Origin of the sequence: Leptospira licerasiae serovar Varillal str. VAR 010, from assembly GCF_000244755.1 — a bacterium.
Lineage (GTDB): Bacteria > Spirochaetota > Leptospiria > Leptospirales > Leptospiraceae > Leptospira_B > Leptospira_B licerasiae.
Genome location: NZ_AHOO02000011.1, coordinates 478,784 through 502,047 on the forward strand (window position 1 = coordinate 478,784; position 23,264 = coordinate 502,047).

The 23,264-nt window shown below is 40.0% G+C and carries 17 protein-coding genes and 2 tRNA genes; 15 read left to right on the plus strand and 4 right to left on the minus strand.

Features of this window, described 5'->3' with window-relative positions; all coding sequences use genetic code 11:
• The first annotated feature begins 6 nt into the window (after window positions 1-6).
• The gene (locus tag LEP1GSC185_RS14740) at window positions 7-687 is read left to right on the plus strand and encodes a response regulator (protein WP_008596895.1); all 681 of its coding nucleotides are present in this window, start codon (window positions 7-9) and stop codon (window positions 685-687) included.
• Here the strand turns inward: LEP1GSC185_RS14740 and LEP1GSC185_RS14745 are convergent.
• Window positions 684-2,936 (minus strand): sensor histidine kinase, encoded by a 2,253-nt coding sequence (locus LEP1GSC185_RS14745; protein WP_232298505.1) that lies wholly within the window; start codon window positions 2,934-2,936, stop codon window positions 684-686. The two genes, LEP1GSC185_RS14740 and LEP1GSC185_RS14745, sit on opposite strands and share 4 nt — an antisense overlap.
• A gap of 182 nt (window positions 2,937-3,118) precedes the next feature.
• Here LEP1GSC185_RS14745 and LEP1GSC185_RS14750 point away from each other — a divergent pair.
• Both LEP1GSC185_RS14750 and LEP1GSC185_RS14755 read left to right on the plus strand, forming a co-directional pair.
• Window positions 3,119-3,192 (plus strand) — tRNA-Ile (locus LEP1GSC185_RS14750).
• Between the two features lie 80 nt (window positions 3,193-3,272).
• A tRNA-Ala gene (locus LEP1GSC185_RS14755) sits at window positions 3,273-3,345 on the plus strand.
• Window positions 3,346-3,352: 7 nt separating this feature from the next.
• Here the strand turns inward: LEP1GSC185_RS14755 and LEP1GSC185_RS14760 are convergent.
• Window positions 3,353-4,978: a hypothetical protein gene (locus LEP1GSC185_RS14760; protein ID WP_008597028.1), complete on the minus strand. Its 1,626-nt coding sequence runs from the start codon at window positions 4,976-4,978 to the stop codon at window positions 3,353-3,355.
• 93 nt (window positions 4,979-5,071) lie between these two features.
• Here LEP1GSC185_RS14760 and LEP1GSC185_RS14765 point away from each other — a divergent pair, with 93 nt between their 5' ends.
• Window positions 5,072-6,328 carry a PQQ-dependent sugar dehydrogenase gene (locus LEP1GSC185_RS14765; RefSeq protein WP_010515899.1) on the plus strand — a complete coding sequence of 419 codons (1,257 nt, stop codon included), beginning with the start codon at window positions 5,072-5,074 and terminating at the stop codon, window positions 6,326-6,328.
• Complete coding sequence (locus LEP1GSC185_RS14770) at window positions 6,328-6,939, plus strand: FMN-binding negative transcriptional regulator (RefSeq protein WP_008594544.1); 612 nt, start codon at window positions 6,328-6,330, stop codon at window positions 6,937-6,939. The genes LEP1GSC185_RS14765 and LEP1GSC185_RS14770 overlap by 1 nt, the downstream gene beginning before the upstream one ends.
• Here LEP1GSC185_RS14770 and LEP1GSC185_RS14775 read toward each other — a convergent pair.
• Window positions 6,936-8,576 carry a hypothetical protein gene (locus LEP1GSC185_RS14775; RefSeq protein ID WP_008593781.1) on the minus strand — a complete coding sequence of 547 codons (1,641 nt, stop codon included), beginning with the start codon at window positions 8,574-8,576 and terminating at the stop codon, window positions 6,936-6,938. The two genes, LEP1GSC185_RS14770 and LEP1GSC185_RS14775, sit on opposite strands and share 4 nt — an antisense overlap.
• 64 nt (window positions 8,577-8,640) lie before the next feature.
• Between LEP1GSC185_RS14775 and LEP1GSC185_RS14780 the strand changes: the two genes are divergently transcribed.
• The 6 genes from LEP1GSC185_RS14780 (at window position 8,641) to LEP1GSC185_RS14805 (ending at window position 17,218) form a co-directional block, all read left to right on the plus strand.
• The gene (locus tag LEP1GSC185_RS14780; RefSeq protein ID WP_008595843.1) at window positions 8,641-10,908 is read left to right on the plus strand and encodes an NAD(P)-binding domain-containing protein; all 2,268 of its coding nucleotides are present in this window, start codon (window positions 8,641-8,643) and stop codon (window positions 10,906-10,908) included.
• 55 nt (window positions 10,909-10,963) lie between these two features.
• Window positions 10,964-11,461, plus strand: coding sequence for a TfoX/Sxy family protein (locus LEP1GSC185_RS14785; RefSeq protein WP_008594367.1), 498 nt, complete (start codon window positions 10,964-10,966; stop codon window positions 11,459-11,461).
• 95 nt (window positions 11,462-11,556) lie between these two features.
• Window positions 11,557-11,916 carry a hypothetical protein gene (locus tag LEP1GSC185_RS14790; protein WP_010515901.1) on the plus strand — a complete coding sequence of 120 codons (360 nt, stop codon included), beginning with the start codon at window positions 11,557-11,559 and terminating at the stop codon, window positions 11,914-11,916.
• Between the two features lie 13 nt (window positions 11,917-11,929).
• Window positions 11,930-13,249, plus strand: a complete 1,320-nt coding sequence (locus LEP1GSC185_RS14795) for a TolC family protein (protein ID WP_415857744.1) — start codon at window positions 11,930-11,932, stop codon at window positions 13,247-13,249.
• A complete protein-coding gene (locus LEP1GSC185_RS14800; protein WP_008595615.1) occupies window positions 13,215-16,322 on the plus strand; it encodes an efflux RND transporter permease subunit in 3,108 nt (1,035 codons plus the stop codon). The genes LEP1GSC185_RS14795 and LEP1GSC185_RS14800 overlap by 35 nt, the downstream gene beginning before the upstream one ends.
• Window positions 16,323-16,651: 329 nt before the next feature.
• Window positions 16,652-17,218, plus strand: a complete 567-nt coding sequence (locus LEP1GSC185_RS14805; RefSeq protein ID WP_010515905.1) for a hypothetical protein — start codon at window positions 16,652-16,654, stop codon at window positions 17,216-17,218.
• Between the two features lies 1 nt (window position 17,219).
• Here the strand turns inward: LEP1GSC185_RS14805 and LEP1GSC185_RS14810 are convergent, their stop codons facing one another.
• Entirely contained in the window at window positions 17,220-18,416 is a 1,197-nt protein-coding gene (locus LEP1GSC185_RS14810) for a DUF3095 domain-containing protein (protein WP_008594433.1), read from the minus strand.
• Window positions 18,417-18,563: 147 nt separating this feature from the next.
• Between LEP1GSC185_RS14810 and LEP1GSC185_RS14815 the strand changes: the two genes are divergently transcribed.
• The 4 genes from LEP1GSC185_RS14815 to LEP1GSC185_RS14830 all read left to right on the plus strand — a co-directional run bounded on the left by LEP1GSC185_RS14815 (window position 18,564) and on the right by LEP1GSC185_RS14830 (window position 23,264).
• Window positions 18,564-19,946: a proline dehydrogenase family protein gene (locus LEP1GSC185_RS14815; protein ID WP_008595112.1), complete on the plus strand. Its 1,383-nt coding sequence runs from the start codon at window positions 18,564-18,566 to the stop codon at window positions 19,944-19,946.
• 2 nt (window positions 19,947-19,948) lie between these two features.
• Complete coding sequence (locus tag LEP1GSC185_RS14820; protein WP_008593714.1) at window positions 19,949-21,523, plus strand: aldehyde dehydrogenase family protein; 1,575 nt, start codon at window positions 19,949-19,951, stop codon at window positions 21,521-21,523.
• Between the two features lie 85 nt (window positions 21,524-21,608).
• Window positions 21,609-22,343 carry a hypothetical protein gene (locus LEP1GSC185_RS14825; RefSeq protein WP_008594137.1) on the plus strand — a complete coding sequence of 245 codons (735 nt, stop codon included), beginning with the start codon at window positions 21,609-21,611 and terminating at the stop codon, window positions 22,341-22,343.
• A 69-nt stretch (window positions 22,344-22,412) separates the two neighbouring features.
• Complete coding sequence (locus tag LEP1GSC185_RS14830) at window positions 22,413-23,264, plus strand: alpha/beta fold hydrolase (RefSeq protein ID WP_008594035.1); 852 nt, start codon at window positions 22,413-22,415, stop codon at window positions 23,262-23,264.

The window sequence follows — 23,264 nt, forward strand, 5'->3', positions numbered from 1 at the left end:
CCATTCGTGCTATATTCTTTAAAATCCAAAAAAATGTCCGTCCGAACCCGTCCTAAAATATTCTTAATAGACGATCATCCGATCGTTCGATCCGGATTGGAAGCCGAGATCAAGGCTTCCGGAGATTACGAATATTGTGGTTCTGCCCCTTCGATAAAAGAAGGAACCAAAATGATGAGCTTCGCTCACCCCGATCTCCTGATCTGCGATGTTTCTCTCCAAGATGAGAATGGGATCAAGGAATTGGATTCCATCCGCAAAAAATTCCCGGACATGAAGATCGTATTTTTGACGATGCATAGGGATTGGTCTTATTTACAAGAAGCTATTTCCGCAGGTGCGGACGGTTATATTCTAAAAAGCGACTCTATGGAATCCATCATGGCTTCCATTAAAAAAGTATTAAATAGAGGGAAGGTATTCCCCGGAGAGATCGCAAACTTCAGCTATGATGAAAAACATATTAGAGAAGTAGCCGAGATCGTTAAAAAGCTTACAAAAAGGGAAAGTGAGATACTGAACTTTTTATCCAAAGGCAAATTAAACCGAGAGATCGCAGAAGATTTAAAACTGAGCGTGAGAACGGTGGAGGCTCATAGAGCGTCCATCTTCAAAAAGTTAGAAGTCGATAATATGGTGGAATTAACCAGAATTTTAGTCCAACTCAAGTCCTTAAATTCCTATTAAGAACGAAGAAGTATCGTAAATCTTGTCCCCTTCCCCTCTTCCGTAGAAACAAGTATTTCTCCTCCATGAGCGGATACAATTTTACGAATAATAGAAAGTCCGAGTCCTGTTCCGTAAGGTTTTTTACTTCCGAATCCCGAATCGAAAATGTATTTTTCCATGTCCTTACTGAATCCTTCTCCATTGTCCTCAAAGATCAAATAGACGACGTTCTCCTCTTTTTCGATCCGAATCGAAAAGATCCCTTTCTCGTCTGTGGCTTCTGCTGCGTTTTTTGCGAGATTAAAGATCAACCTGCGAATACGAAGTGGGTCGAGACGAATACTTCCCTTTGCGTTTATCTTAAAAACCAACTTCATTTTGGTAGATTGGAAAAAGGTCTCCAAATCCTCGAAAATTTCCTTAAAGTAGGTTTTTATATCAGTGTTCTGTAGATCCAAGATAATCCTATTTTTAGAAAAATCTAATATATCTAAGGTAAGATTCGTAAGAGCATTCACCTCCTTCTCTGCTTGAAAAAGAGAACCGGTTTTGGATTTTCCTTTTTGAGACCCGATGTTTTTCAGATTTTGCCGGATCATCGCGATCGGATGTCCTAGATCATGAACGATCTCCGCTGAAAGTTCTCCTATGATTGCAAGTTTCTCCCTATCTTGTCTTGCGATATTGTACACTGAAAATGCAAGTGCATCCGCGATCCCTCTTACCCAATCCATCTGGGAATCATCCGAATATTCTTGAAAAGGAAGATCAAAGATCAATTTATAAAGTTGCTCATCTTGAACGGATACGATCAGTCTATTATTTTGATTCACAGGTCCGGATAAAGAAGAAGGGTCCAAACCTAAAAGATTTTGCACATCATACTTATAAACTTCCACACTTTCGAAAGTTCCTAAGGGTGAGATAGAATACCTTTTCCAAACGGAAGAATTCGGCTCTTCCAAATATACATAGACTGTTTGTTCTTTCCCGTTTTCGTGCAGGATCTTTAAGGCGGTATCTGCCGCCTTATCGTACGAAGAAGATTGCATAATCTCTCTAGTGGAGAACACAAGGGACTTCATCTTTGTTCCTAACGTATCGGAACGTTTGAATGCTTCCGAAAAAATTTTGGAGATCAAAACGGAATATCCAAGTATCAGCGCAACTTCCCCGTATTGGATGAGATAAGTGCTTTTCCAAAATCCGAAAAAGAGCATGATATCATTCACAGTCGTTAGACTAATCACGACATAACCTGCAAATAAGATCACCCCACCTTCTATCCTTCTTTTCAAACCGATTGCAAGTAGAACCAGCCATATGGGCATCGTAACCAAAGGCATATATAATGCGATTGGCAGAAGCGTAAGAGTATAATATGCATTCGGAAAAAATAATACGATAAACACTGCTAAATAATAAGGAATGCAGATATATTGACCGAATTTTCTCCAGAACTCGGTCTTACAGTATCTGTATAGAAACGCGTATAGAGTCGGACCCGAAGCATACACACTAATATATTCCAAACGATTCGGAAGCTCCCAAGAAATTCCCTGTAAAAATTCATAAGCCAGTCTGGAATCTCCGTTTGTTAAAGAACGGATCATGATCAGAAAACAATGAAATGCGAATAGTAAGTGAGCTGATTCGTTCCTTCTAAAAAAATAAAAGAACACATTATAGAAAGACATCGTGGCGGCGATGAGTACCAATGCCCATTCCAAGTCCCGCCGTTTCCGAACATCCTGCAGAACGTTTTCCCATTCTCCTAGCTGAATGGAATTCCAAACTCCACCCCATCTGTTTTGAAAATTGGAAACATGAAATACTAACTCCAAGTTTTCCGAAGAGGAAACCAAGGCAATTTTCAACTCATACTTTGCTTTCGCTTCCTCTTCGGTTTTTCCGATCTCTCCTACACTCGCGATCTTCTTTCCGTTTGCATAAAGCACATAAGAAGTCCCTAAATCAGGAATTTTCAGAGCCAAGGCTTGCTTTCTTTCTCCCAATCTAATTTTAAGCCGATAGGTAGCATAACCATGCCCTGCAGCGTCAGGATCTTTAGAAAAACTTTCCGTCCAAACCGAAGGAACAGTTATGAACTTTTTTTTGGATTTATATTTCGGATCGGAGAAATCACCGGGTGAAATAAATTCTTTCCAATAAAATTCCCATTCGCCATCTAAAGGAATGATCTTACCGTCTTCGAAAGAATGTTTACTTAGATCCAGAGCTCCATTCTTTGCAAAAGAATGTTCCAAGCCTGATCCGACAAGACCACAGTGAAAATGAAAGGAAGAGATCAGGAGGACAAAGAAGGTAATTTTTCCGGATCTCACGCGGCAAATCTAAGGTGAATCTTGAAATCCGTAAATGCAAAACCTGTCGGTTATTCTAAAAATCCCTTGCCAGAGAATCTCGAATAAAAATCATGTCTCTTACCGGGCCTGTAGCTCAGTTGGTTAGAGCACGCGCTTGATAAGCGCGGGGTCATAAGTTCAAGTCTTATCAGGCCCAGGTACAAACGGTTTAGAAAGAGTGGAGTCGGAATTCCGGCACTTCCAAACCGGTCCTAATTCCACTCATCCCTGATACAAGGGGCGTTAGCTCAGCTGGGAGAGCATCTGATTTGCATTCAGAAGGTCATCGGTTCGATCCCGATACGCTCCAATCTTCTTCATTCCCTTCCCGTAAATTTTTTCCAAGTATCGATCTCGGTTTTTTTCAGTAAGATAAAATCCTTCATGGGTTTTTCGTTCTTCGTAGGGAATACGTAAATTTTCGTTCCGGAACAATCTTCCGTACGACCCCCCGGTCCAAAAGTTTTTACTAAAACTTCTTCATCTAATTCGGTTAATATCGCAAAAGAATAATTCGTATCTAAACTGTACCAGCTAAAAGTATTTTGCCAAGGTCGAATGCTCAGATCCGGTAAATAATAATCCGCAACTAACCCTGCTTTGGAAAAATTTCGGACCGGAGCAGAAGTCCAAAAACCGCCCATTCCTCTTTGCAGATGGCTCTTTCTACCCAAATCATCTAAGCAGGATATCCAATCCGGATAGTATTCAATCTTTAGAGGTTTATTCTTTAATGTGGAAGAAGATAAATAAATCACTGCATAGATACTAACGAAGAAGGTACCGATCTTTAAGGTTTCCCCTCTGACTAGAATACACCAAATCCCGAACAAACTCGGAATCAAAATCCCAACATAACGAAATGGGATTTTTTCAGGCAGAATATCTTCCGAAAGATATGCGATAAAAATTAAGAAGATTGGTAAAACAACGCCGGAAAATATATATAATAAATTCAAATTTTGGAACTGCACATCTCCTTTTCTGAATTTTCTTAATCTAAAGAATACAGCGGCACATAAAAGAAGAAGGCCCCAAATTATCCATGAAAAAGAACTGAAAAGAATAAACAGACTTTTCCAAAAAGAAGCTCCGAAGATCATTTTATAATTTTCAAATATACTTTTTTCAAAGTAGCGATACGGGAAGAATACGAAATGATTTTTTACGAGCAGCGAATAAACTTTAACTCCTGCGAATAATCCCAAAACGATAGGGATCCATTTTATGCTGTATGAAAAGATAGATTTAGGCTCATTGAACATCCTTCTTAGGTGAGTAAACGATTCGTATAAAATAACCGGGACCAAAAAAGAAGGTAAAAACAACGGATCCGAAAGAGCCGCTATAAAAATTAAAAGGAACTCCGATGCATAATTGGTTATATTCTTTTTAGGAGCGAGAAACAAAGCCCAAGATATAGGAAGGACGCACCAAGTTCCTGTATGAAATCCGGGAAGGAATAAAGGTAAAAAACGATTTTGAGCGAGGAAAAGGCCGCCTAAAACAAACCAAATACTTCCCCGATAAAGAAGACTAACCTTTGATTCTTCCGGAAGAAATCTTTTGAATAATATATTCCAGGAAAAAAACAAGAATGTCCATTGCAGAATCGCATATCCTAAATGAACGACCTCTAACAGAGCATTGACTTGAATTGCGAGGAGTCGAAGCAGAATATATAAAAGCAGATCCGGAAATAAATAAAACGAAGGAGTCCAGGTCCAATCTTTCAATCCGGAAAGCACGTTACCTTCTCCGTATCCTTTCATGAGTTCGGAAAATACATTTGCGAAAAATAAAGAATCTGTAGAATAAAATGCCTTGGAAGTTGATTCGGAACCGGAGATAGTCCCAAGACCGATCAGAAAGATGAAAAAAGAAACGAGTACAAAGAGTAGTTTAGTTTCTCTTCGATCCAATATACGTTCGATTAAATTCACTTCAGAAAGACTTCTTGCCTAAATTGGACGGTCAAGCGGATTCCAATCAGAAAAAGACTGGATATAATCTTGCTCGAAGGAAGAATTCGGATCATGAAACTTTCTTTCTATAGATCCTTTCTTATCCCGGCAATTTCACTCATACTGTTCCTAGTCTCTTGCGACGATATACGACGCTTGTTGGTGGCAAATGTGGACGACATGGCAAAATACAAAGCGGAAGGAAAAGAATCCGGCTTGGTTGCGGTCTTCAACCAAAACGACGAAAAAAGAAAGAAGATCAAGATCGGCCTTACTACGATCGGAAAAGGATTCGAACAACCTGTAGATCTGCTTATGATCCCAGGACCGGACATCTTCTTGGTCGCGGAAAAGACCGGAGCCTTAAAATGGCTGGATCCAAAAGACGGAAGTTCCGGTGTATTAATAAAACTTGATGGAATCTCTACAGATTCAGAGCAAGGACTTTTGGGAGTGGTTCTCCATCCTGAATTTCCCGAAAAACCTCTTCTATATTTGAACTATGTAGCAAAGAAGAACGGAGAATTTAGCAGAGTTTCCGAATGGACCATGGATCTCCCTAAGGATCCTAAAAAGGCAAAACTCTCCAAAGAAAGGATACTGATGGAAGTCAAACAACCTTACGGAAATCATAACGCGGGGCAATTGGCATTCGGAAAGGACGGTAAATTATACATCGCTTGGGGAGACGGAGGATGGATGGGAGATCCGAAAGGTAACGGACAAAATCCATCTACATTCTTAGGTTCGGTTCTCAGGATTGACGTGAACTCAAAAGATCCGGGCAAAGAATATTCAGTGCCAAAAGATAATCCTTTCTTAAACGATCCTGCATTCAAACCGGAAACATTCGCGTACGGTTTCCGAAACCCATGGAGATATTCTTTCGACCCTTCCGGAAGATTAATCATCGCAGATGTGGGCCAGGATCTATTTGAAGAAGTTGATATAGTAGAAGCGGGAAAAAATTACGGTTGGAACAAAATGGAAGCGACTCATTGTTTCGAACCTAAAACGGACTGCGATAAAAAAGGACTAACGGATCCTATTTACGAATATGGAAGAGAAGACGGGAGCTCCATCACAGGCGGCTACGTAGTTACTAACGATCGAATTTCAGATCTTCACGGCAAATATGTTTTCGGAGATTTTGTATCCGGAAGGATTTGGGCAATCGATCTCCCTAAAGACGGAAGCCCAGTAAAAGAAGCTTACTCCCTAGGAAAATGGCCGGTATTAATTTCCAGCTTCGGAAAAGATGCAAGAGGATCCGTTTATATAGCGGACTTCGGTGCGGGACAGATCCTAAGAATAGATCCAAATAAATAATGTATACTCCAGAACATTTTAAATTAGAAAACCTTGATATAATTCACGAGGTCATCGGAAAATACCCTTTTGCCGTTTTGATCTCCACAATTGGAGCTGGACTGGAGGCAACTCATGTCCCCTTGCTTCTCTCCAAAGACAGATCTAGCTTAGTCGGTCATATGGCGGCAGACAATCCTCTTCTACAAGAAGACTCTCCGGTCTTATGCGTATTTCACGGTCCTCATGCTTATATTTCTCCCAGTTGGTACGAGTCGGAGCAAACCGTTCCTACTTGGAATTATATTTCAGTGCATGCGAAAGGCACTTTACGCCTTTTAGATAAGGACCTTACGGAAAAGGTGCTTCAGGACTCCATTCTGTATTTCGAATCGGAAAATTCAAACTACGGATACCAAACTCCTAAACCGGAAATAAGAAACTCACTTTTGGGAAAAATAAAAGGATTTGAGATCAATCAGTTGAGTTACGAAGCAAAATTAAAGCTCAGCCAAAACCATCCGTTAGAAAGAAGAAAAAGAGTCATTAACAGCTTAGAACTTTCCAAACAGGACCAAGACCAGGAATTGGCGGAATGGATGAGAAGGATAAACGATATCCATATATCTTAATACCGATTTGTGGAAAATCTCCAAAGATCGATCTTACTTCGGTTCTCTTTTATAAACTCCAAACTTTTTTCAGGATCTGCAAATGTATAAATAGGAACCTTATCGCAATAATAAATCGAAACCGGTTCTCCCAATTTTCTTTTTACGATCTTTTCGTCCACACCGTCTATGATCGCGAAAGTGTAAGGTGGATTTTCTCTTTCGAACCAGTTTAGATTATTCTGCCAATAGAATAACATTAGGTCGTAAAGATAATCGTCAGGCTCTATACCCTTCTTAGAGAAGATCCTCATTGGTCTTACGTACCAGAAACTGGCGATCCCTCTTTTCAAATGATGTTTATCTGCAAGTTCGTCTAAACAAGCAACTTTAGCCGGGTAATGAGTTAGCCCCAAACCTTTAGAATAGGAAGTATAGATCCCTAAAACAATCCCAATAGTGAACAAACAGCCCATTGCAAACTTAGCGATCGGAATATCAGAGATCCTCAAAATAAAAACCGCACTGATCCCTAAAAACCCAAGAAGTATCTCTCCAAAATATCGATCTATTCCCTGGATACCGGCCTTTCCCGTAAGTCCGAAAACGAATCCGTATATTAGAAAAACGAAAGGAACCAAAATACCTAAAATTAAGAAAAGATAGGCTGGTTTAGTTAAATTTGCGCCTTCTTCCTTTCTTTGCAAAAACCTTAATACGCAGAAAAAAGAAAGGATCAAAACAATATAGACCCAATTTTCCTTACATAAATAAGAAAAAGAATGCAAGAAACTTTCCCATTTCCAGGACGCAATCGTATTCGTTATCTTTTCCGGAGCTGCGGTTCCGGGGAAGAATACAAAATTGTTTTTGCGTAAAATTTGAAAAAGGATGCGAGAAAGAACAATCCCCAAAAATACAGGGAAGTAGGTATATGCAACTTTTTGAATTTTATGGATGGACCTTTCTTGGATCCACCAATGATAAAGATGCAATCCTAAAGCGGGAATTAGAAAATATGGAATAAAAAGTAAATCGCTTAAAGAGAACAAGAACACCGCTAGGGCAACCAAAACAAAGTCCCTTTTGGAGTTCGATACTTCCCATCTATAAAAGATCCCCCACGCCCAACACAGAACCGTTAGATTTCCTCCGTGAAATCCGGGTAAAAATACGAATAGATCTTGTTTAAATAAAATTAATATGATCCCTATAAAAAGACCGAAGGCTAATACCAAACTCGCCTTTTCATATGGAATTTTTTCCTTCGAAAACTTCTGCAAAAGGAATAGTATTCCGAACAAAAGAAAGATCCATTGAAATGCAGAATAAGATAAATGGGTAAGCTCCCATCCGCCGTTCTCCATCGATAAAAAAATGGTTCTAAGTGCAAAATACTGAGCTAAATCGGGGAAAAAATATAAGGCAGGAGTCCAACCGAAGCCCTTTAACGATATTAATAAGTTTGCTCCGGGTTTTAGAAAAAGTTCCTGGTAAATTATGGAAAAAAAAAGAGAATCGGAATTATAAAAGAAATCAGCGAGTCTCGGATCGACTGCTACTCTTCCTAAGGAGATACAGAATCCCGCAAAGCCAAGTACCGCAGTGATAAAATAGAAAAATCGGTTTTTTGTTTTGAATCCTTGCAAAAAATCCACTTAAGCAGGAGTTTTCTTTTTAGATCAGAGCGGGCAAGCCGATTTCTAAACATCTGCAACAGTTATGAGCTTATTATCCTTTGTTCCAAAGTATTTCGATTGGTTGAATAATGACGCTCCCCAAGGCGAGTCCGAAAAATATCCGGAAACAAATTCGGAATTCGAGAGTTCTATTCCTGGAATCTATATCTCGGGAGATCTGACAGGCGTTCCTCTTCTAAAATATTCCGTAAAGAGTGGCGTTTCGGTAATCCAGAGTATTTTACGAAAACCAAAAAAGAAAACAAAAGGTAATCTGGATGTTTTGATCATAGGAGCAGGACCGTCAGGGATCGCAGCCGGTATCGAAGCAAAGAAGAATGGGCTAGACTTCCTTATCTTAGAAGCGAACCAACCGTTTCATACGATTACAAGTTATCCAAAAGGTAAACCTATCTTTGCGGAACCTTCCGAACTAAAGGTGGATTCCCCTATCCAGATCAAAGATACGACCAAGGAAGATCTTCTCAAAAGCTTGGAAAAAGTATTAAAAAAGCATAAACTCCCTATTTTGAACGGTGAGAAGGTAGAAATGATCCAACCTTCTAGAGGATCGGAGCAAGGTTTTGAGATCCGAACCGAATCGGGAAAACAATTCCATACCACTTATGTAGTACTAGCGATAGGAAAATCAGGGGACAGTAGACGTTTAGGGATTCCCGGAGAAGAACAAGAAAACGTTTTTCATAGACTGATAGATCCCCAGGACTTTCGGGGACAAAATACGTTAGTCATAGGGGGAGGAGATAGCGCAATAGAAGCGGCCCTCTCCCTAGTCGACGTTTCTTCTTCCGTTACGTTATCATACAGAGAGTCAGAAATTTCCAGACCGAAAGAAGAGAACAAACGTAAATTCGAAAAAGCAATCAAAGAAAATAAGATCAGGTTCGTACCGAATTCTACTCTCCAAAAATTCGGATCCAAACAGGTTCTTATTAAACAAGGATCTAAGACAAGAACCGAAAAAATAGATTCTTCTCTAGTATTGATCGGATCCGAACCCCCTCTTTCTTTTCTCGAAAGAATAGGAATAAAGATCAGAAATTCACTTAACTCTAAAGAAGTCATAGGATTTGTTTCCTTATTCTCTTTCGCATTATTTTTATATTTTGGAAAGGCGTCTTTTTACGCGTCTTTTTGGTATTCTTGGGTAGCATTAGGTTCGGGGATCGTATTTGCACTTTCTTCCGTTCGTTTTTTATTTTCTAAAGGAACATTTTCCTCTTTGAGATGGAGAACATTCAAAAATCTTTATCTACTTTCTGCGGCACTTTACTTCTCTGCGGTGTATTTAAGCGCTAAATACTTGGGATTCTATTTATTCGGGAAGTATCCAAACTTTCACTATACGGTTTTATATTCCGCCACCATATTATTTTTCGGGATCAGAAGGATCCAGGTCCGACCGACACAATACATAAAATTACAAACGATAACTTTAATCCTCATACAGATATTCCCTCTCTTCCTATTGCCGGAGATCATTCTCCCATTCTTAGGAGATAAAGGAATATTAGGTCCTTCTAACGGGTTTTTACTCACCCAGGTTTTCCCGGACGGCGCCTACTGGAAAGCGTACGGATTTATCCTTGCTTGGCCTTTGAACATGGGAGTGTTATACGACGGAGGGATCACTACCTTCTGGCTAATTTATGGATTTCTAATGAGCTTTGGGCTCATTCCTTATCTAGTCTATAAATTCGGAAAAGGTGCTTATTGCGGGTGGATCTGTTCCTGTGGCGGATTGGCGGAAACCCTGGGCGACGAGTACAGGAATAGAATGCCTCACGGAAAATTAGCTTACAAGTTGGAGCATTCAGGCCAATGGATCTTGCTCATCGCTGCAATTCTCACCGTGGCCAAACTCATCGGAAGTTCAGGACAATTTTTCTGGCCCTTGGAATTCGGCGCAGATTCGGTCAAAGTATATTATGATCTAATTGTAGACTTAGGTCTTGGCGGAGTTGTAGGAGTCGGAGCTTATTTTATGTTTTCCGGCAGGATCTGGTGCAGAATGTTTTGCCCGCTTTCGGCACTCATGCATATTTACGCTAAGTTCAGTAAGTTCCGGATCTTCTCCGAGAAGAAAAGATGTATCTCATGTAATATTTGCACTTCCGTTTGCCACCAAGGAATCGACGTAATGAATTATGCGAACAAGGGAAGGCCGATGGACAGCGTCCAGTGCGTCAGATGTTCGGCTTGTGTGGTAAATTGTCCTACTCAGGTTCTTTCTTTCGGAAAATTAGAGAAGAGCGGGCAAGTATTAGATACATTAAAAGCAGTTTTATAAGAGTATCGGATTTTCTTCTTGTCAATTTATTGTACTCGGAGACAATCCCCTGCTTATGAGTTCTTTTCTTACACATGTCCAAGACAGACTAAAAGTTTGCGGCCCCTTATCTTATAAGAATATGTTCGGAGGTTTTGGAGTATATTCCGGATCTCAAATTTTTGCAATGGTCATCAAAGATCGTTTGTATTTTAGAGTAGGACAATCCAACCAAGCAGAGTATGAATCCGCGGGAATGGCTCCATTTACGTACGCGGGCAAAGACGGCAAACTTGTAAGAGTTTCCTATTGGGAAGTTCCGGAAGAAATTTTAGAAGATGACCAAGACCTTATATTCTGGTTCAGAAAATCTTTAGCGGAAGCAAATAAAGCTTCTTCTTTAAAAAAGAAATCTGCTCCCAAAAAGAAGGTCATAAAGTCGAAAGTATCTTCTTCCAAGAAGACAGTTGCAAAGAAAAAAGCGGCCCGCAAAAAATCGGCTAAACGTACCGTTAAGAAAACTGCTACTAAACGTAAAGTTGCGGCAAAAAAGAAGAAGGTCCGTTCTCGTTAGAACTCTTACAAACTGATAAAAATCAAGTCCTCCATACAAGGGTAGTCGCCAGTTTTTTCAATTTACTTTATTGAGCCGACTGCTACTCTGGAAGAATGAAATCGAGATCGTTGAAAGTTCTGGTGGCATGCGCCTTACTTTCTATTCTCGTACCTGCATTCAATTGTGGACCCTTTTGCGAAATCGAAGCAGGCTCCTCGGAATCTTCTCCATGTCATCAGGACCAAAATCGGGATAGTGGTCCCGTATGCGATTGGGATCTTGTTTCCATCAAAAAAGAAATAGAGGACTCCCGCTCTATCCTACCTTTTCCTGTCCAAGTTTTTGAACATTTTAGAATAGGTTTCGAGGATTTAGTTCGGATCTTTTCCATTTCCCGTTCGCAAATCGAATTCCAAAAACTTTCCCACTCGGAAACGCTTACTCATCTTTCCTTCATCCGAATTTTAATTTAGACCTCGCATTATAATTTTCTGTTTTTATAATGTGAGGTCATTGTGCGTTTTTTTGTTATACTCGTATTTTTATCTTTTTTTTTGGATATTGTCCCTGCCAACCCCGGCATCGGAGAATGATACCGGAAAAGAATTGGATTTATATTCCATCATGGCAATCGCGGAGAAAAATTCTCCCTTACTTACCGCGATCCATTCCGATCTAGAAAGCCTTTTTTATAAAAGAAGGCAGGAAGGTAAGACACAAAACCCTTCCGTATATCTCGATTACGGACAAAGAACAGCGGCGGATGAATCCGGAGCCGAATACGCGATCCAAATGGAACAACCCGTTTATTTTCCCGGTAGGAAGGAACTCAAACAACTTTTAGTGGATAATGATTCCAAGATAAAGGAAGTCCAACAGATCGAAGCTTATAATTCAATTCGTCTTAGTTCGATTAAATTCGCCTATCGTTATCTCGTAGCAGCGGATAAAAAGAACCACGTCAAAGAAAGGCTTAAAAGGCTTTCTTTGATCGAAAGTTATATTAAAGCCAGACCATTTTTCACCCCTCAAGCAAAAACGGATTTATTTATCATAGAGACCAAAATTTTAGCTCTGCGAAAACATTTTAACGATCTGGAACTTGGAGCCGCAAAAGATTATGAATCCTTAAACTTATATTTGAGACAAGAATCCGTCCCGAATTTAAAAATTCCTTATTTCCGATCCGGAGTGAAATTTGATCGCAAAGACCTGGAAAAAAAAGCGGTATCCCAAAACCCTTCCATCCTCGCCGCCAGAGGAGAATTGGACAAGGCGCGAACGGAACTTAGACTAGCTAATCTGGAAAAATATCCGGACTATTCCATCACAAGTCAGATCGGAGAGGATAAATCGGGGGTTGCAAACAGATTTTACGATTTCGGACTGAAGTTCCGTATCCCAGTTTGGGACCAATTCCAGAATAAAGTAGCTTCTGCAGAGACAAATATGAAATCGAAGCAAGATAGGCTAATATATCAAGAAAACTTAATACAAACTTCTTTTAGCCAAGCATTTCTGGACTATGAACAAACCAAAGCAAATCTAAAACTTTACGATCTGACCCAGTTGGACCGTATCGATCGAGATCTAAACTTCGCGGATATGGAATTCAAGCGAGGTAGGATACAACTCATAAGCTATCTGGAGTTGGAAAACCAACTACATGAAACGCATCATGCGGTTCTGGACGCTCAAATTTCGCATTTAGAAAGTCTTCTGAACCTGCTTTATATCACGAATGAAAAAGATATTTTAGGAGTAATGGGCAATGCTAGCCAGACTTTTGAATACCAGCCTAAATAACCCATTCTTATCCGTAGGACTGGTTTCGTTTTTATTAATATTCTCATTTTATACGTTAAATGAAGTTCCTATAGATGCCGTGCCGGACATCACAAACATACAGGTGATCGTTACCACTGATACGGGTTCATTGGACCCCGAACAAGTAGAGAAGGTAATCACATTCCCGTTAGAGACGGAACTTTTAGGACTGCCGAATTTAATCGACGTACGCTCCGTATCTAAATTCGGTTTATCTAATATATCTTTGATCTTCAAAGAGACTACGGATATTTACCAGGCACGGGCCATGGTCGCGGAAAGGATTTCCAGCGCTAAGAAAAAGCTCCCCCCTGGGGCCACTCCTACAATAGTACCGAACACCACAGGACTAGGGGAGATCTTTTTTTACTCGGTAGAAGCAGTTCCCGATTCCGAATTGGACAGACTTCCGGAAGAGAGAAAACTTTTATATTTAAGGACTATCCAAGATTATGTGATCCGTCCTCAGATCAAAGCAATGGTCCCAGGAATCGTGGAAGTGGACTCCAACGGAGGTTACGAAAAAGAGATCCATATAGATCTCGATCCGAACCGAATGAAACGCTGGGGACTTTCCATCGATCAGATCATCCGGGATATTTCTACGATCGGAGAAAGTTTCGGCGGTGGTTTTATAGAGAACTCGGGAAAAATTTCCATCGTAAGAGCTTACGGACTTAAAAAAAATCTGAATGAGATCGCTGCAATTTCCGTTCGAAGGACTCTCACAGGAGCTTCCGTAAAGGTTTCAGATATAGCGGACGTGAACGAACATGGCACTCCAAGGCTGGGAGGGGCAAGCTCGAACGGAAAAGAAATCGTTCTAGGCACTGCCTTAATGTTAAAAGGAGAAAACAGTTACAAAGTAAATGAAGATCTCCATAAAGCCGTTTCGAATCTAAGCTTACCTGAAAATGTAAGAGTAAGGATCTTATTAGAAAGATCCTTCTTGATACAGTCCACTATCAAAACGGTCTTAAAAAACCTGGGAGAAGGTGCAATCTTAGTAATACTTACACTTTTTCTAATATTATTCAATCTAAGAGCCTCTCTGATTGTTGCATTGATCATCCCTGGCTCCATGTTGCTTGCTTCCGTTTGTATGAGATTTTTCGGTATCTCCGCCAACTTAATGAGCTTAGGAGCGATCGACTTCGGATTATTAGTTGATGCTTCCATTGTGATCACCGAAAACGTTCTCTCTAAATTCGAGACCGGAAAGTTCTCAAACAACGAAGAAAAACGAAAAGCCATATTGGATTCTTCCTTAGAAGTTTTAAAGCCGGTATCTTTCGGGATCTTGGTGATCATGTTGGTCTATGTTCCGATCCTGACTTTGGATGGAATTCCGGGAAGAATGTTCCGACCTATGGCTGAGACGGTACTTCTGGCCTTGGGATTTAGTTTATTTCTAGCCGTTTTCCTTCTCCCTCCCCTTTTGTATTTTTTCCTATCACCCAAAAACTTAGGAGAGCACAGCAAGAAAAAGGACAGCAAGATCGTAAATTGGTACGCGGAAAAATTACCTAAGATTCTGGATCAGCCTCGTAAGATCATTATATATTCCTTAATATTCTTTGTAGTTACGCTTCTTATCTATTTTAGAATGGGAACAGTCTTCCTTCCGAAATTAACCGAAGGAGACTTGATGTTAGTAATCGTTCGAAATGGGAATACCGGATTAGAGGAAAGTTTAAAAGAACAGAAAGAATTGGAACTTTTCTTAGGCAAAATGCCGGAAGTCGAAAGTGTATTTTCTAGGATCGGCACAAGTTCAGTGGCAAACGACCCAATGGGACCGTTTAATGCCGACACATTCATCATCCTAAAAAAGGACGTACTTCCGGACCTTTTGGGTAAGACAACCTGGGAAAATTTTTTAGATAAAATAGAAACATCCGTAAAAGAAAAATTCCCGGAATCGGAACTTACATTAAGCCAACCGTTGGAGGCTAGATTTAACGAACTATTAGAAGGTAGTAGAGCAGACATAAGCGTAAGGATCTTGGGAAAAGACCTAAACGTTCTACTCCAACTACAGGAAGAATTAAAAAACACACTAGAAAAAATTCCCGGGGCCGCAGAAGTAGAATTAGATCCCATCATGGCATTAAGAAAATCGAATGTAATCGATGTGATCCCGGACAGTACAAAACTCAAATACTATAATATTTCATTACCTTTATTCAACTCGGTATTGGAAAGTTCGATGAGCGGATTCGAGTTAGGAGGATTTTACGAAGAAGAAGTCAGATTCCCTATTAAGATCAGACTCTCGGAAGAATTCCGAAATAGAGAATCCGAAATAGGAGATATCAACGTAGGAACGGACGACGGAGGCACAGTGCCTATCCGACTTTTGGCTTCGATCCAAAAAAAGGAGAAGGTAATGACCATCTCCAGAAATAAGTCCAGAAGATTCGTAGCCGTGTCAGTGAATTTAAGAGGAAGAGATTTAGAAGGCTTTTACAAAGAAGCGATCTCCCAAGTCTCTAAATTAAAAATTCCTAATGGATATTCCATTTTTTGGGGAGGGCAAATAGAAAACCTTTCCCTAGCAAAACAAAAGTTATCCATGATCATACCTGCAACCTTGTTCATGATCTTTACGGTTCTATACTTAGGACTCAGATCCATTAAACAGGCCTTGTTAGTATTCTTTTGTGTTCCTTTCGCGTTAACCGGCGGAATCTGGTTCCTTTTCCTAAGAGGAATGGATTTAAGCGTGTCGGCATTCGTCGGATGTATCGCACTTTCCGGCATCGCCGTTTTGAACGGACTCGTTAAATTATACACAATCGATCGGATCCGGGCAGAAAGCAAACTTAACGTAAGAGACGCAGTTTTAGAAGGTGCGGTCAGTAGGATTCGTCCCGTAGTCATGACCGCATTAGTAGCATCTTTCGGATTCATTCCTATGGCATTCGGAACAGGATTAGGAGCGGAGGTCCAAAAACCTCTTGCTACGGTAGTGATCGGAGGAATTTTTTCTTCCACGATCCTGACCCTGGTTTTACTGCCTGCATTCTACTATTGGTTAGAAAAAGAATAAATCTTGATTTTTGTCCGGCTGGGATTAGCAACCACAGCCGGACGATTTTAGGTTTTCTTTCTTCTTCTTAAAGGAATACCAAAGCTAGATCCCGGCAAACAAAACCGAAGAAATAGAATCCAAGATCAAAGTTTTGAAAGAGTATAAGAATTTTTTAAAGTCTTCTTTGGAATGTTGCGGCCCGGAAACAAAAGAATGCCATCTTTGGGGTCCGCCTAATCGATTTAGAACGATTCCTAGTAAGAAAAATAATTTACTAACCTGAATTTTATGATTTTTTAGAAATTTATTTCAATCTTGATTGTTATACTGAGCAACGGAGAAAAACGATGATCTCTCGGTTTTGCATTTCTTTTGTCATCTTTTCCACATTTTTTGCCTGCAATAAAGCAGATCCAATTTCTTTGGATGCCTCCAAAACGATATCCGGCGTGGCCATGGATTTTAGTTTTTCTGAGATGATCGCTCTTTCTACACCTCAATCCACTGAATCGGACTCTGATTCTTGGAACTGTGCATTTTCTATCAACTGTCAAAACGTTTATAGTTTAAATTTCAACCAGGCCGATACATTGACTATTGCTGTAAGTTCCGTGACTGGCTCCTCGGTTGTGAGACTTGCTGTATTTTCCGGAACTACTTTGAATGGGACAAATCTAATCAATGGTAGTACGACCGACAGGGAATGTGTAGGGCAAGATACTAACGACACAGTTGCGGTTTCCATACCAAGCGCGGGACCTTATTCCCTCACGGTAGGAAGAGACTGGAATTATAGCGCCGGAGCAAGTGGAACATACTCTCTAAATCTTTCCTCGTCTTTAGTAAGTATGCTCGGGTTCACAAAAACATCTTCGAATACGGCAACTCAATCTACCGGCTTTAGCTGTCCTTAAATTAAGCGGCTACAGAACTCAATTTTTTCTTGAGGACTGTGGCGGCTAATGCGTAACCTCCGCCTGCTCCATCAATAAAATGAACTTCTCTTTCCGTTCCTGCATGTAAAAGGCAGGTCATTAATGCTCTATCTGAAATATGAATTCCGAAATGTAGTTTGCCGGACTTCTCCGCTTCCGCCAAACTGGACTCTAGTTTTTTTCGATCTATCGTATCGGAAGCGAAGACCATTTTAAATGTTCCGTCAAATTTCCTAAAATCGGAAGAAATGATTTGGTAGTTTTTCAACTTATTCAATTTATAATGGAAAGCTTTTAAAGGAAGATTCCAGCGGATCGCAAGCTCCGCACCGTATGTCTCGAATTTAATTTTCCAAAGATACAGTTTTTTTAATATACTATTTCCTTTTGAAGATGCGATCGCTTCCTTCTTCAGAACAGAAGAAGAATGTTCGATGATCAAATTTTCCTCTCTCAAAGGATGATATTCCCTTTCGGAACCGTAAAGAGAATCGATCAAGGAAAGCAGGCCAGATAAGGTTTTTGCAGCTTCCGAATCAGAATCCGAATTGATCTTTACAATGAGTGCAACCATCTCCCCTTTCGGACTTTGGATATCCTTCCATCTGCAAGTAAAACCTGAAAAATCAGCGCGTATATTTGGAATATAAGAATTGTCCGTTAAATACTTTGAGTTCGGTTCTTTGATCTTATTCTCCGCATATGCCGCACCGGTCCCACCCAAAACAGCCTGAGTATAATGTTTGGAGATCCTAAGTTTAGCCATAGTCAAACTATGGCCCGCTTCATAAATATCGGAAACAGGCACAAATCCGATTCTAAGATCCATCTTAAAATAATCTCTTACAAACTCTCTTGTATCGGCAAGTATATCCCGAATCTCGTTTAATCTTGAACCGGGAAGCAAGATAGTTACGCCGTCTCCTCCAAAGAAGAATGGGAACTCCATATCCTTGAGAAGATTAGTGATCCCCATCAAGGTCAGTCCTCCGGCCATATTCACATCTTTATATCTGCCTTCTAAAATTGCTTCCGTAGACTTTACTATGTCCGTTACGATCACTATCCAATCATCTGGAACCTTTCTGTAATGTTTACTATCCGTAACTTCCGAAAATTGGGAAATCTCCGGAAGTTCCTTATAAAAGTTTATGGTAGAATGTGATAGGATATTCATCAGTTGGCCTACCGAACTTTGACTGACGTTCTTCCCTAAATGTCATGCTTTTTTCCAACTCGTAATATTTGATTTGGGAATAGTAGATGCAAAAGCGTTTCAAAAAGGTTCGCATGGCAAAACTGCTTGGGATCATAGCATAATAGAATGAAGGTTAGAAAAGAAGACGGATCTAAAAAACTTACCGCTTCCTCGGATCTGCAAGATACGATCTTGGAAAAAGGAAGGGAATTATTTCGTTTAAGCGATTCCTTCGAAGATAGTTTTTTTAGCGCTTATAGATTATTTTCCAAAAGTCTTTTGTTTTTGGAAAACCGCCCTCTATTAAAATTACAGGCTTTTAGATTCGCAGATCTATTTCCTAGCCTTGGTTCTCTTTCTTCCATCTCTCGTTATATTAGGATTTATTTTGTCGAAACTCGTACGGAACTTCCTAAATGGATACTGTTCCTTCTCTCCTTATTTTTATCCAATCGACTTAGTTCAATATTCATCGCATCTTGCGCAAAGATCGGGATTAGACTCACCGCAAAATTTTTTATTTTAGGAAGGACTTACGGTTCCGATCGTAAAAAGATCATAGATAGATACAAAAATGGGATTTGTTCTACGATAGATATATTAGGAGAAGCCGTACTTTCCGAAAAAGAAGCGGAACGTTATATCTCTGAATATTTACTTTTACTGGAAGAAGTTTCCAAAGATAGAGAACTTTCAGAAATACGAAGTTCGCAATTTCCAGGAGAACCTACCGGTAATGTTTCCGTAAAATGTTCGTCTCTTTATTCCCAACTGGACCCACTCGCACATGAATCATCCGTAAGTCAATTAACGGATAAGTTACGGCCCATCCTCCGCTCTGCAGTTTCCAAAAATATTTTTATCAACCTAGATATGGAACAGTACGAAACCAAGGATATCATAATGGATACCGCGTTCCGCATCTTTGCAGAACCTGAGTTCCAAGACTATCCCCATTTCGGGATAGTGGTGCAAGCATATCTGAAAGCTTCTCAGAAAGATCTGCAGAAAGTAATAGAATATTCTAAAAAACGAAAATATCCCCTGACTGTCCGTTTGGTAAAAGGAGCGTATTGGGAATATGAGATGACCCAGTCGGCACAAAAAGGTTGGGAGCCGCCGGTTTTTCTCATAAAATCCGATACAGATAGAAATTACGAAGATTGTTCCGCACTTTTACTGAAGTCCTATCCTCATATTCGACCAGCATTCGGTTCTCATAATATAAGAAGCTTATCTTCCGCATTTGTGAGAGCGGAGCAATATTCCGTCCCCAAGGAATTTTTCGAAGTGCAGATGTTATACGGAATGGGGAACTCCTACAAACAAGCAATCCGAAGTTTAGGAATATCCGTAAGGGAATATTCTCCCATCGGGGAAGTGATCCCAGGTATGGCCTACTTGGTACGAAGGTTACTGGAAAATTCTACCAACGAAGGGTTCCTAAAGAACATCAATGCGAATAGTAAGGATAGGGAGAAATTATTGTATCTGGAGAATACGAAATAAAAATGAATCATACTTTCAATTTCCAAAATGAAGCCCTAAGAGATTTTTCGAGAGAGGAAGAAAGAACCCTTTTAAACGAAGGATTCGTATCCATCAGAAAAGAATTCCCGATACAAGTATTCCCGATCATCTCAGGAAAAACGAAAAGATCATCTTTGGTAGTCCCGGCCTTGAATCCTGCAAATACGGGCGAAAAAATCGCAGATATACATTATGCATCCATTGCAGATGCGGAAGAAGCCGCCAAAGTCTCAGGCGATTTTTTTGAAATATGGAAAGGTACAAAGCCTGAAATACGGATCGGGTTCTTAAAAAAAGCGGCAAACATTCTACGTTCCCAAAAAGCGGAACTCACTGCATTGATCTCTCTGGAAGTAGGAAAAGGAATCAAGGATATAGACGCAGAAATCGCAGAGGCGATCGACTTCTGTGAATTTTACGCCAAAGAAGCTGAGAACATTTTCCAGCCCAGAAGAAGAGATCTTTTAGGAGAAGAGAATATCTACACATATATACCGAGAGGGATCACCTTGGTAGTAGCTCCTTGGAATTTTCCTCTTGCGATCCTTTGCGGAATGACAGTCGCGCCTTTGGTTGCAGGAAACCCGGTGATCATGAAACCTGCAGAACAATCTTCCGCGATTGCATTCAAACTTTTTAATATATTAATAGAAGCCGGCGTCCCATCTTCCGCACTTCAATTCTTGCCTGGAAAAGGAGAAGAGATCGGAGCCTATTTAGTCAAACATCCGGATATACATACAATCAATTTTACCGGCTCCAGAACAGTCGGATTAGGAATGATCCGAGACGCCGCCTCTCAAAATCTAAAGTTCGTAAAAAGAGTAGTGGCTGAGATGGGAGGCAAAAACGCGATGATCGTGGACGAGGATGCGGATTTAGACGAGGCGGTAATCGCATCCATACAATCCGCATTCGGATTTCAAGGACAAAAATGTAGTGCACTTTCACGCATTATACTTTTGGAATCTAAATACGACACATTCAAAAGCAGATTTACAGACGCCCTACAATCCTTACAAACCGGGCTGCCTGAGGATCCTTCCGTAAAAATAGGTCCGGTGATAGATTTGGAATCAAAAATAAGATTGGACTCTATCGCTTCCCAGTTCTCTTCTAAAATCGTAAGTAAACTCAAAATAGAGGAAAACAGAAAGAATACAGGTCACTTTGTAGAGCCGATCATCTTTGAAACTGAGGACCCAACTTCTCCGTTAGGGCAAACGGAATTTTTCGGACCTTATGTTACATTATTCAAAGCTAATAACTTCGAAGATGCTATCAAAATAGCGAATAACGTGGACTATGCCCTTACCGGCGGGATTTTTTCTAGAAACCCTAAGAATATACAATTCGCAAAAGAAAAATTCGAAGTCGGGAACCTATATATCAACAGAGGAATTACCGGTGCGGTAGTGGATAGACAACCTTTTGGAGGATATAAACTTTCGGGCGTAGGAGCAAAGGCAGGCGGTCCTGATTATCTAAAACAATTTTTAGAACCTATCAGCATTACCGAGAATACTATGAGAAGAGGATTTATTCCGGAGGCTTAAAGATCTTCTTTTTTTGGATTAAAACGCTCAAAAAAGCCGGGCATTATCCGTTATTAATAAGAAATACAATTTCGGAGAAATATTAATGAAAGAAGAGATCGGAACATTCGTAAAAACAGCAGTCAAAAGTTCCGCAAAAATATTCTTACTTTCGTCAATTGCACTCTTTCTAGGATTCATTTTTAATCTTTTTCTATTAGCTTTCTGTTTTCCTGAAATGAAAAGTATCGCGTCTAACCTGGGACCGATGCCTATCGCAAGAGCGGGAGGAATAGGGGCAATACTTGCATTGATCGTAATAGTTCTTGAACTATGGCCTATCGTCCTTTTGGTAATCGGATTCGCATTTGTATTCCCTTTCCTATACTTCCTAGGGATCAAAAAATATCTTTTAGGAAGAGAATTGGGTAATCTGGTCTCGGAGAACAAAGCATGGTTCACTGAGAATATCTCCAAAACACTTTCGGAAATGATCAAAAAAAGAGTCGGGTCCGAAAAGATCGATAACTGGGGAAAGTTTATCTCTTCAAAACTTAAAGATCTACCTACATTTTTACAGGAGAAAGAGAACTGGCCCAAGGTTCTTCGTTTCATTTTACAAACATTCTTAAAAAAGATCCGAATCGCGGAATTCGCCGAGGAAGTTGCCGCCGCTTACGAACAAAAAGGAACCCAAGACATTTCTGTCTTAGAAGAAATTATCAAAACAAGTCTAAACAAAGCGATCGATAAACAAATGGAACCGTCTCCTCCATTGTTTTTCTATATAGTATTTGGAGCGAATTTTGGGATCTTTTTACTGATCAAAATTTTGGTATAAGAAGTCCGATTTGCCGTAACAATTTCGAGATTGGACGAACTATCGATTAGACCTTTTAGAATCTAGTTTATGAAAAAGTCGGAACTCCTTCTTCTATCCTTACTTCTTTCCTGCTGCAGCAGTTATGAGGAAATGAGTATAGAAGAAGATAAAGCTTTTTTAAAGCTTAAAGAATCTGACACATTCTACCAAGAATATTTTATCCAAAATAAAAAAGAAGAGCCGCCGGTACACTGGATTAGCACAGGATGCCGACCGGACAAAACGAAAGTCCTAATATTTATCCACGGTTCCCCTGGCGTTTGGTCAAATTATCTTAGATATTTAAAAGATCCCGAACTATTAAAAATGTATTGTATGCTTGGAGTGGACCGTCCGGGTTTCGGAAAATCTTCCGGCGTAACCGCGGATGTGAACGCCCAAGCAGAAAAAATCTTAAATACACTATCAAAACTTCCGGAAATACAGAAAGGAAAAAAATCGATATCTCTATTAGGACATTCTTATGGAGGTCCGGTAGCAGCACGAATGGCCTCACTTTTTCCGGAAAAATTCCAATACCTATTTCTATTAGCGGCTGCGATGGACCCGGAAATGGAAGAAATAAAATGGTACAATAAGATTGCGGATACCTGGCTCGCAAGCCGACTCTTACCCGAGGAATGGATTCATAGTAATTCGGAAATGTTACCTTTAGAAGAACAGCTCAAAAGTCTAATCCATGAATGGAGGAAGATCAAAGCCAAAACTATTGTAGTCCAAGGAGAGGAAGACGGACTCGTAAATCCTCAAAACTTGGATTTTATCCGAAAGAATTTTTCTGCAGAAACAAAAACATATCTTCTTCCGAAAGAAGGACATTTCCTTCCTTGGAAAAATTACGAACTAATTCATAAATTATTAATAGAGTTCTCGGGATAA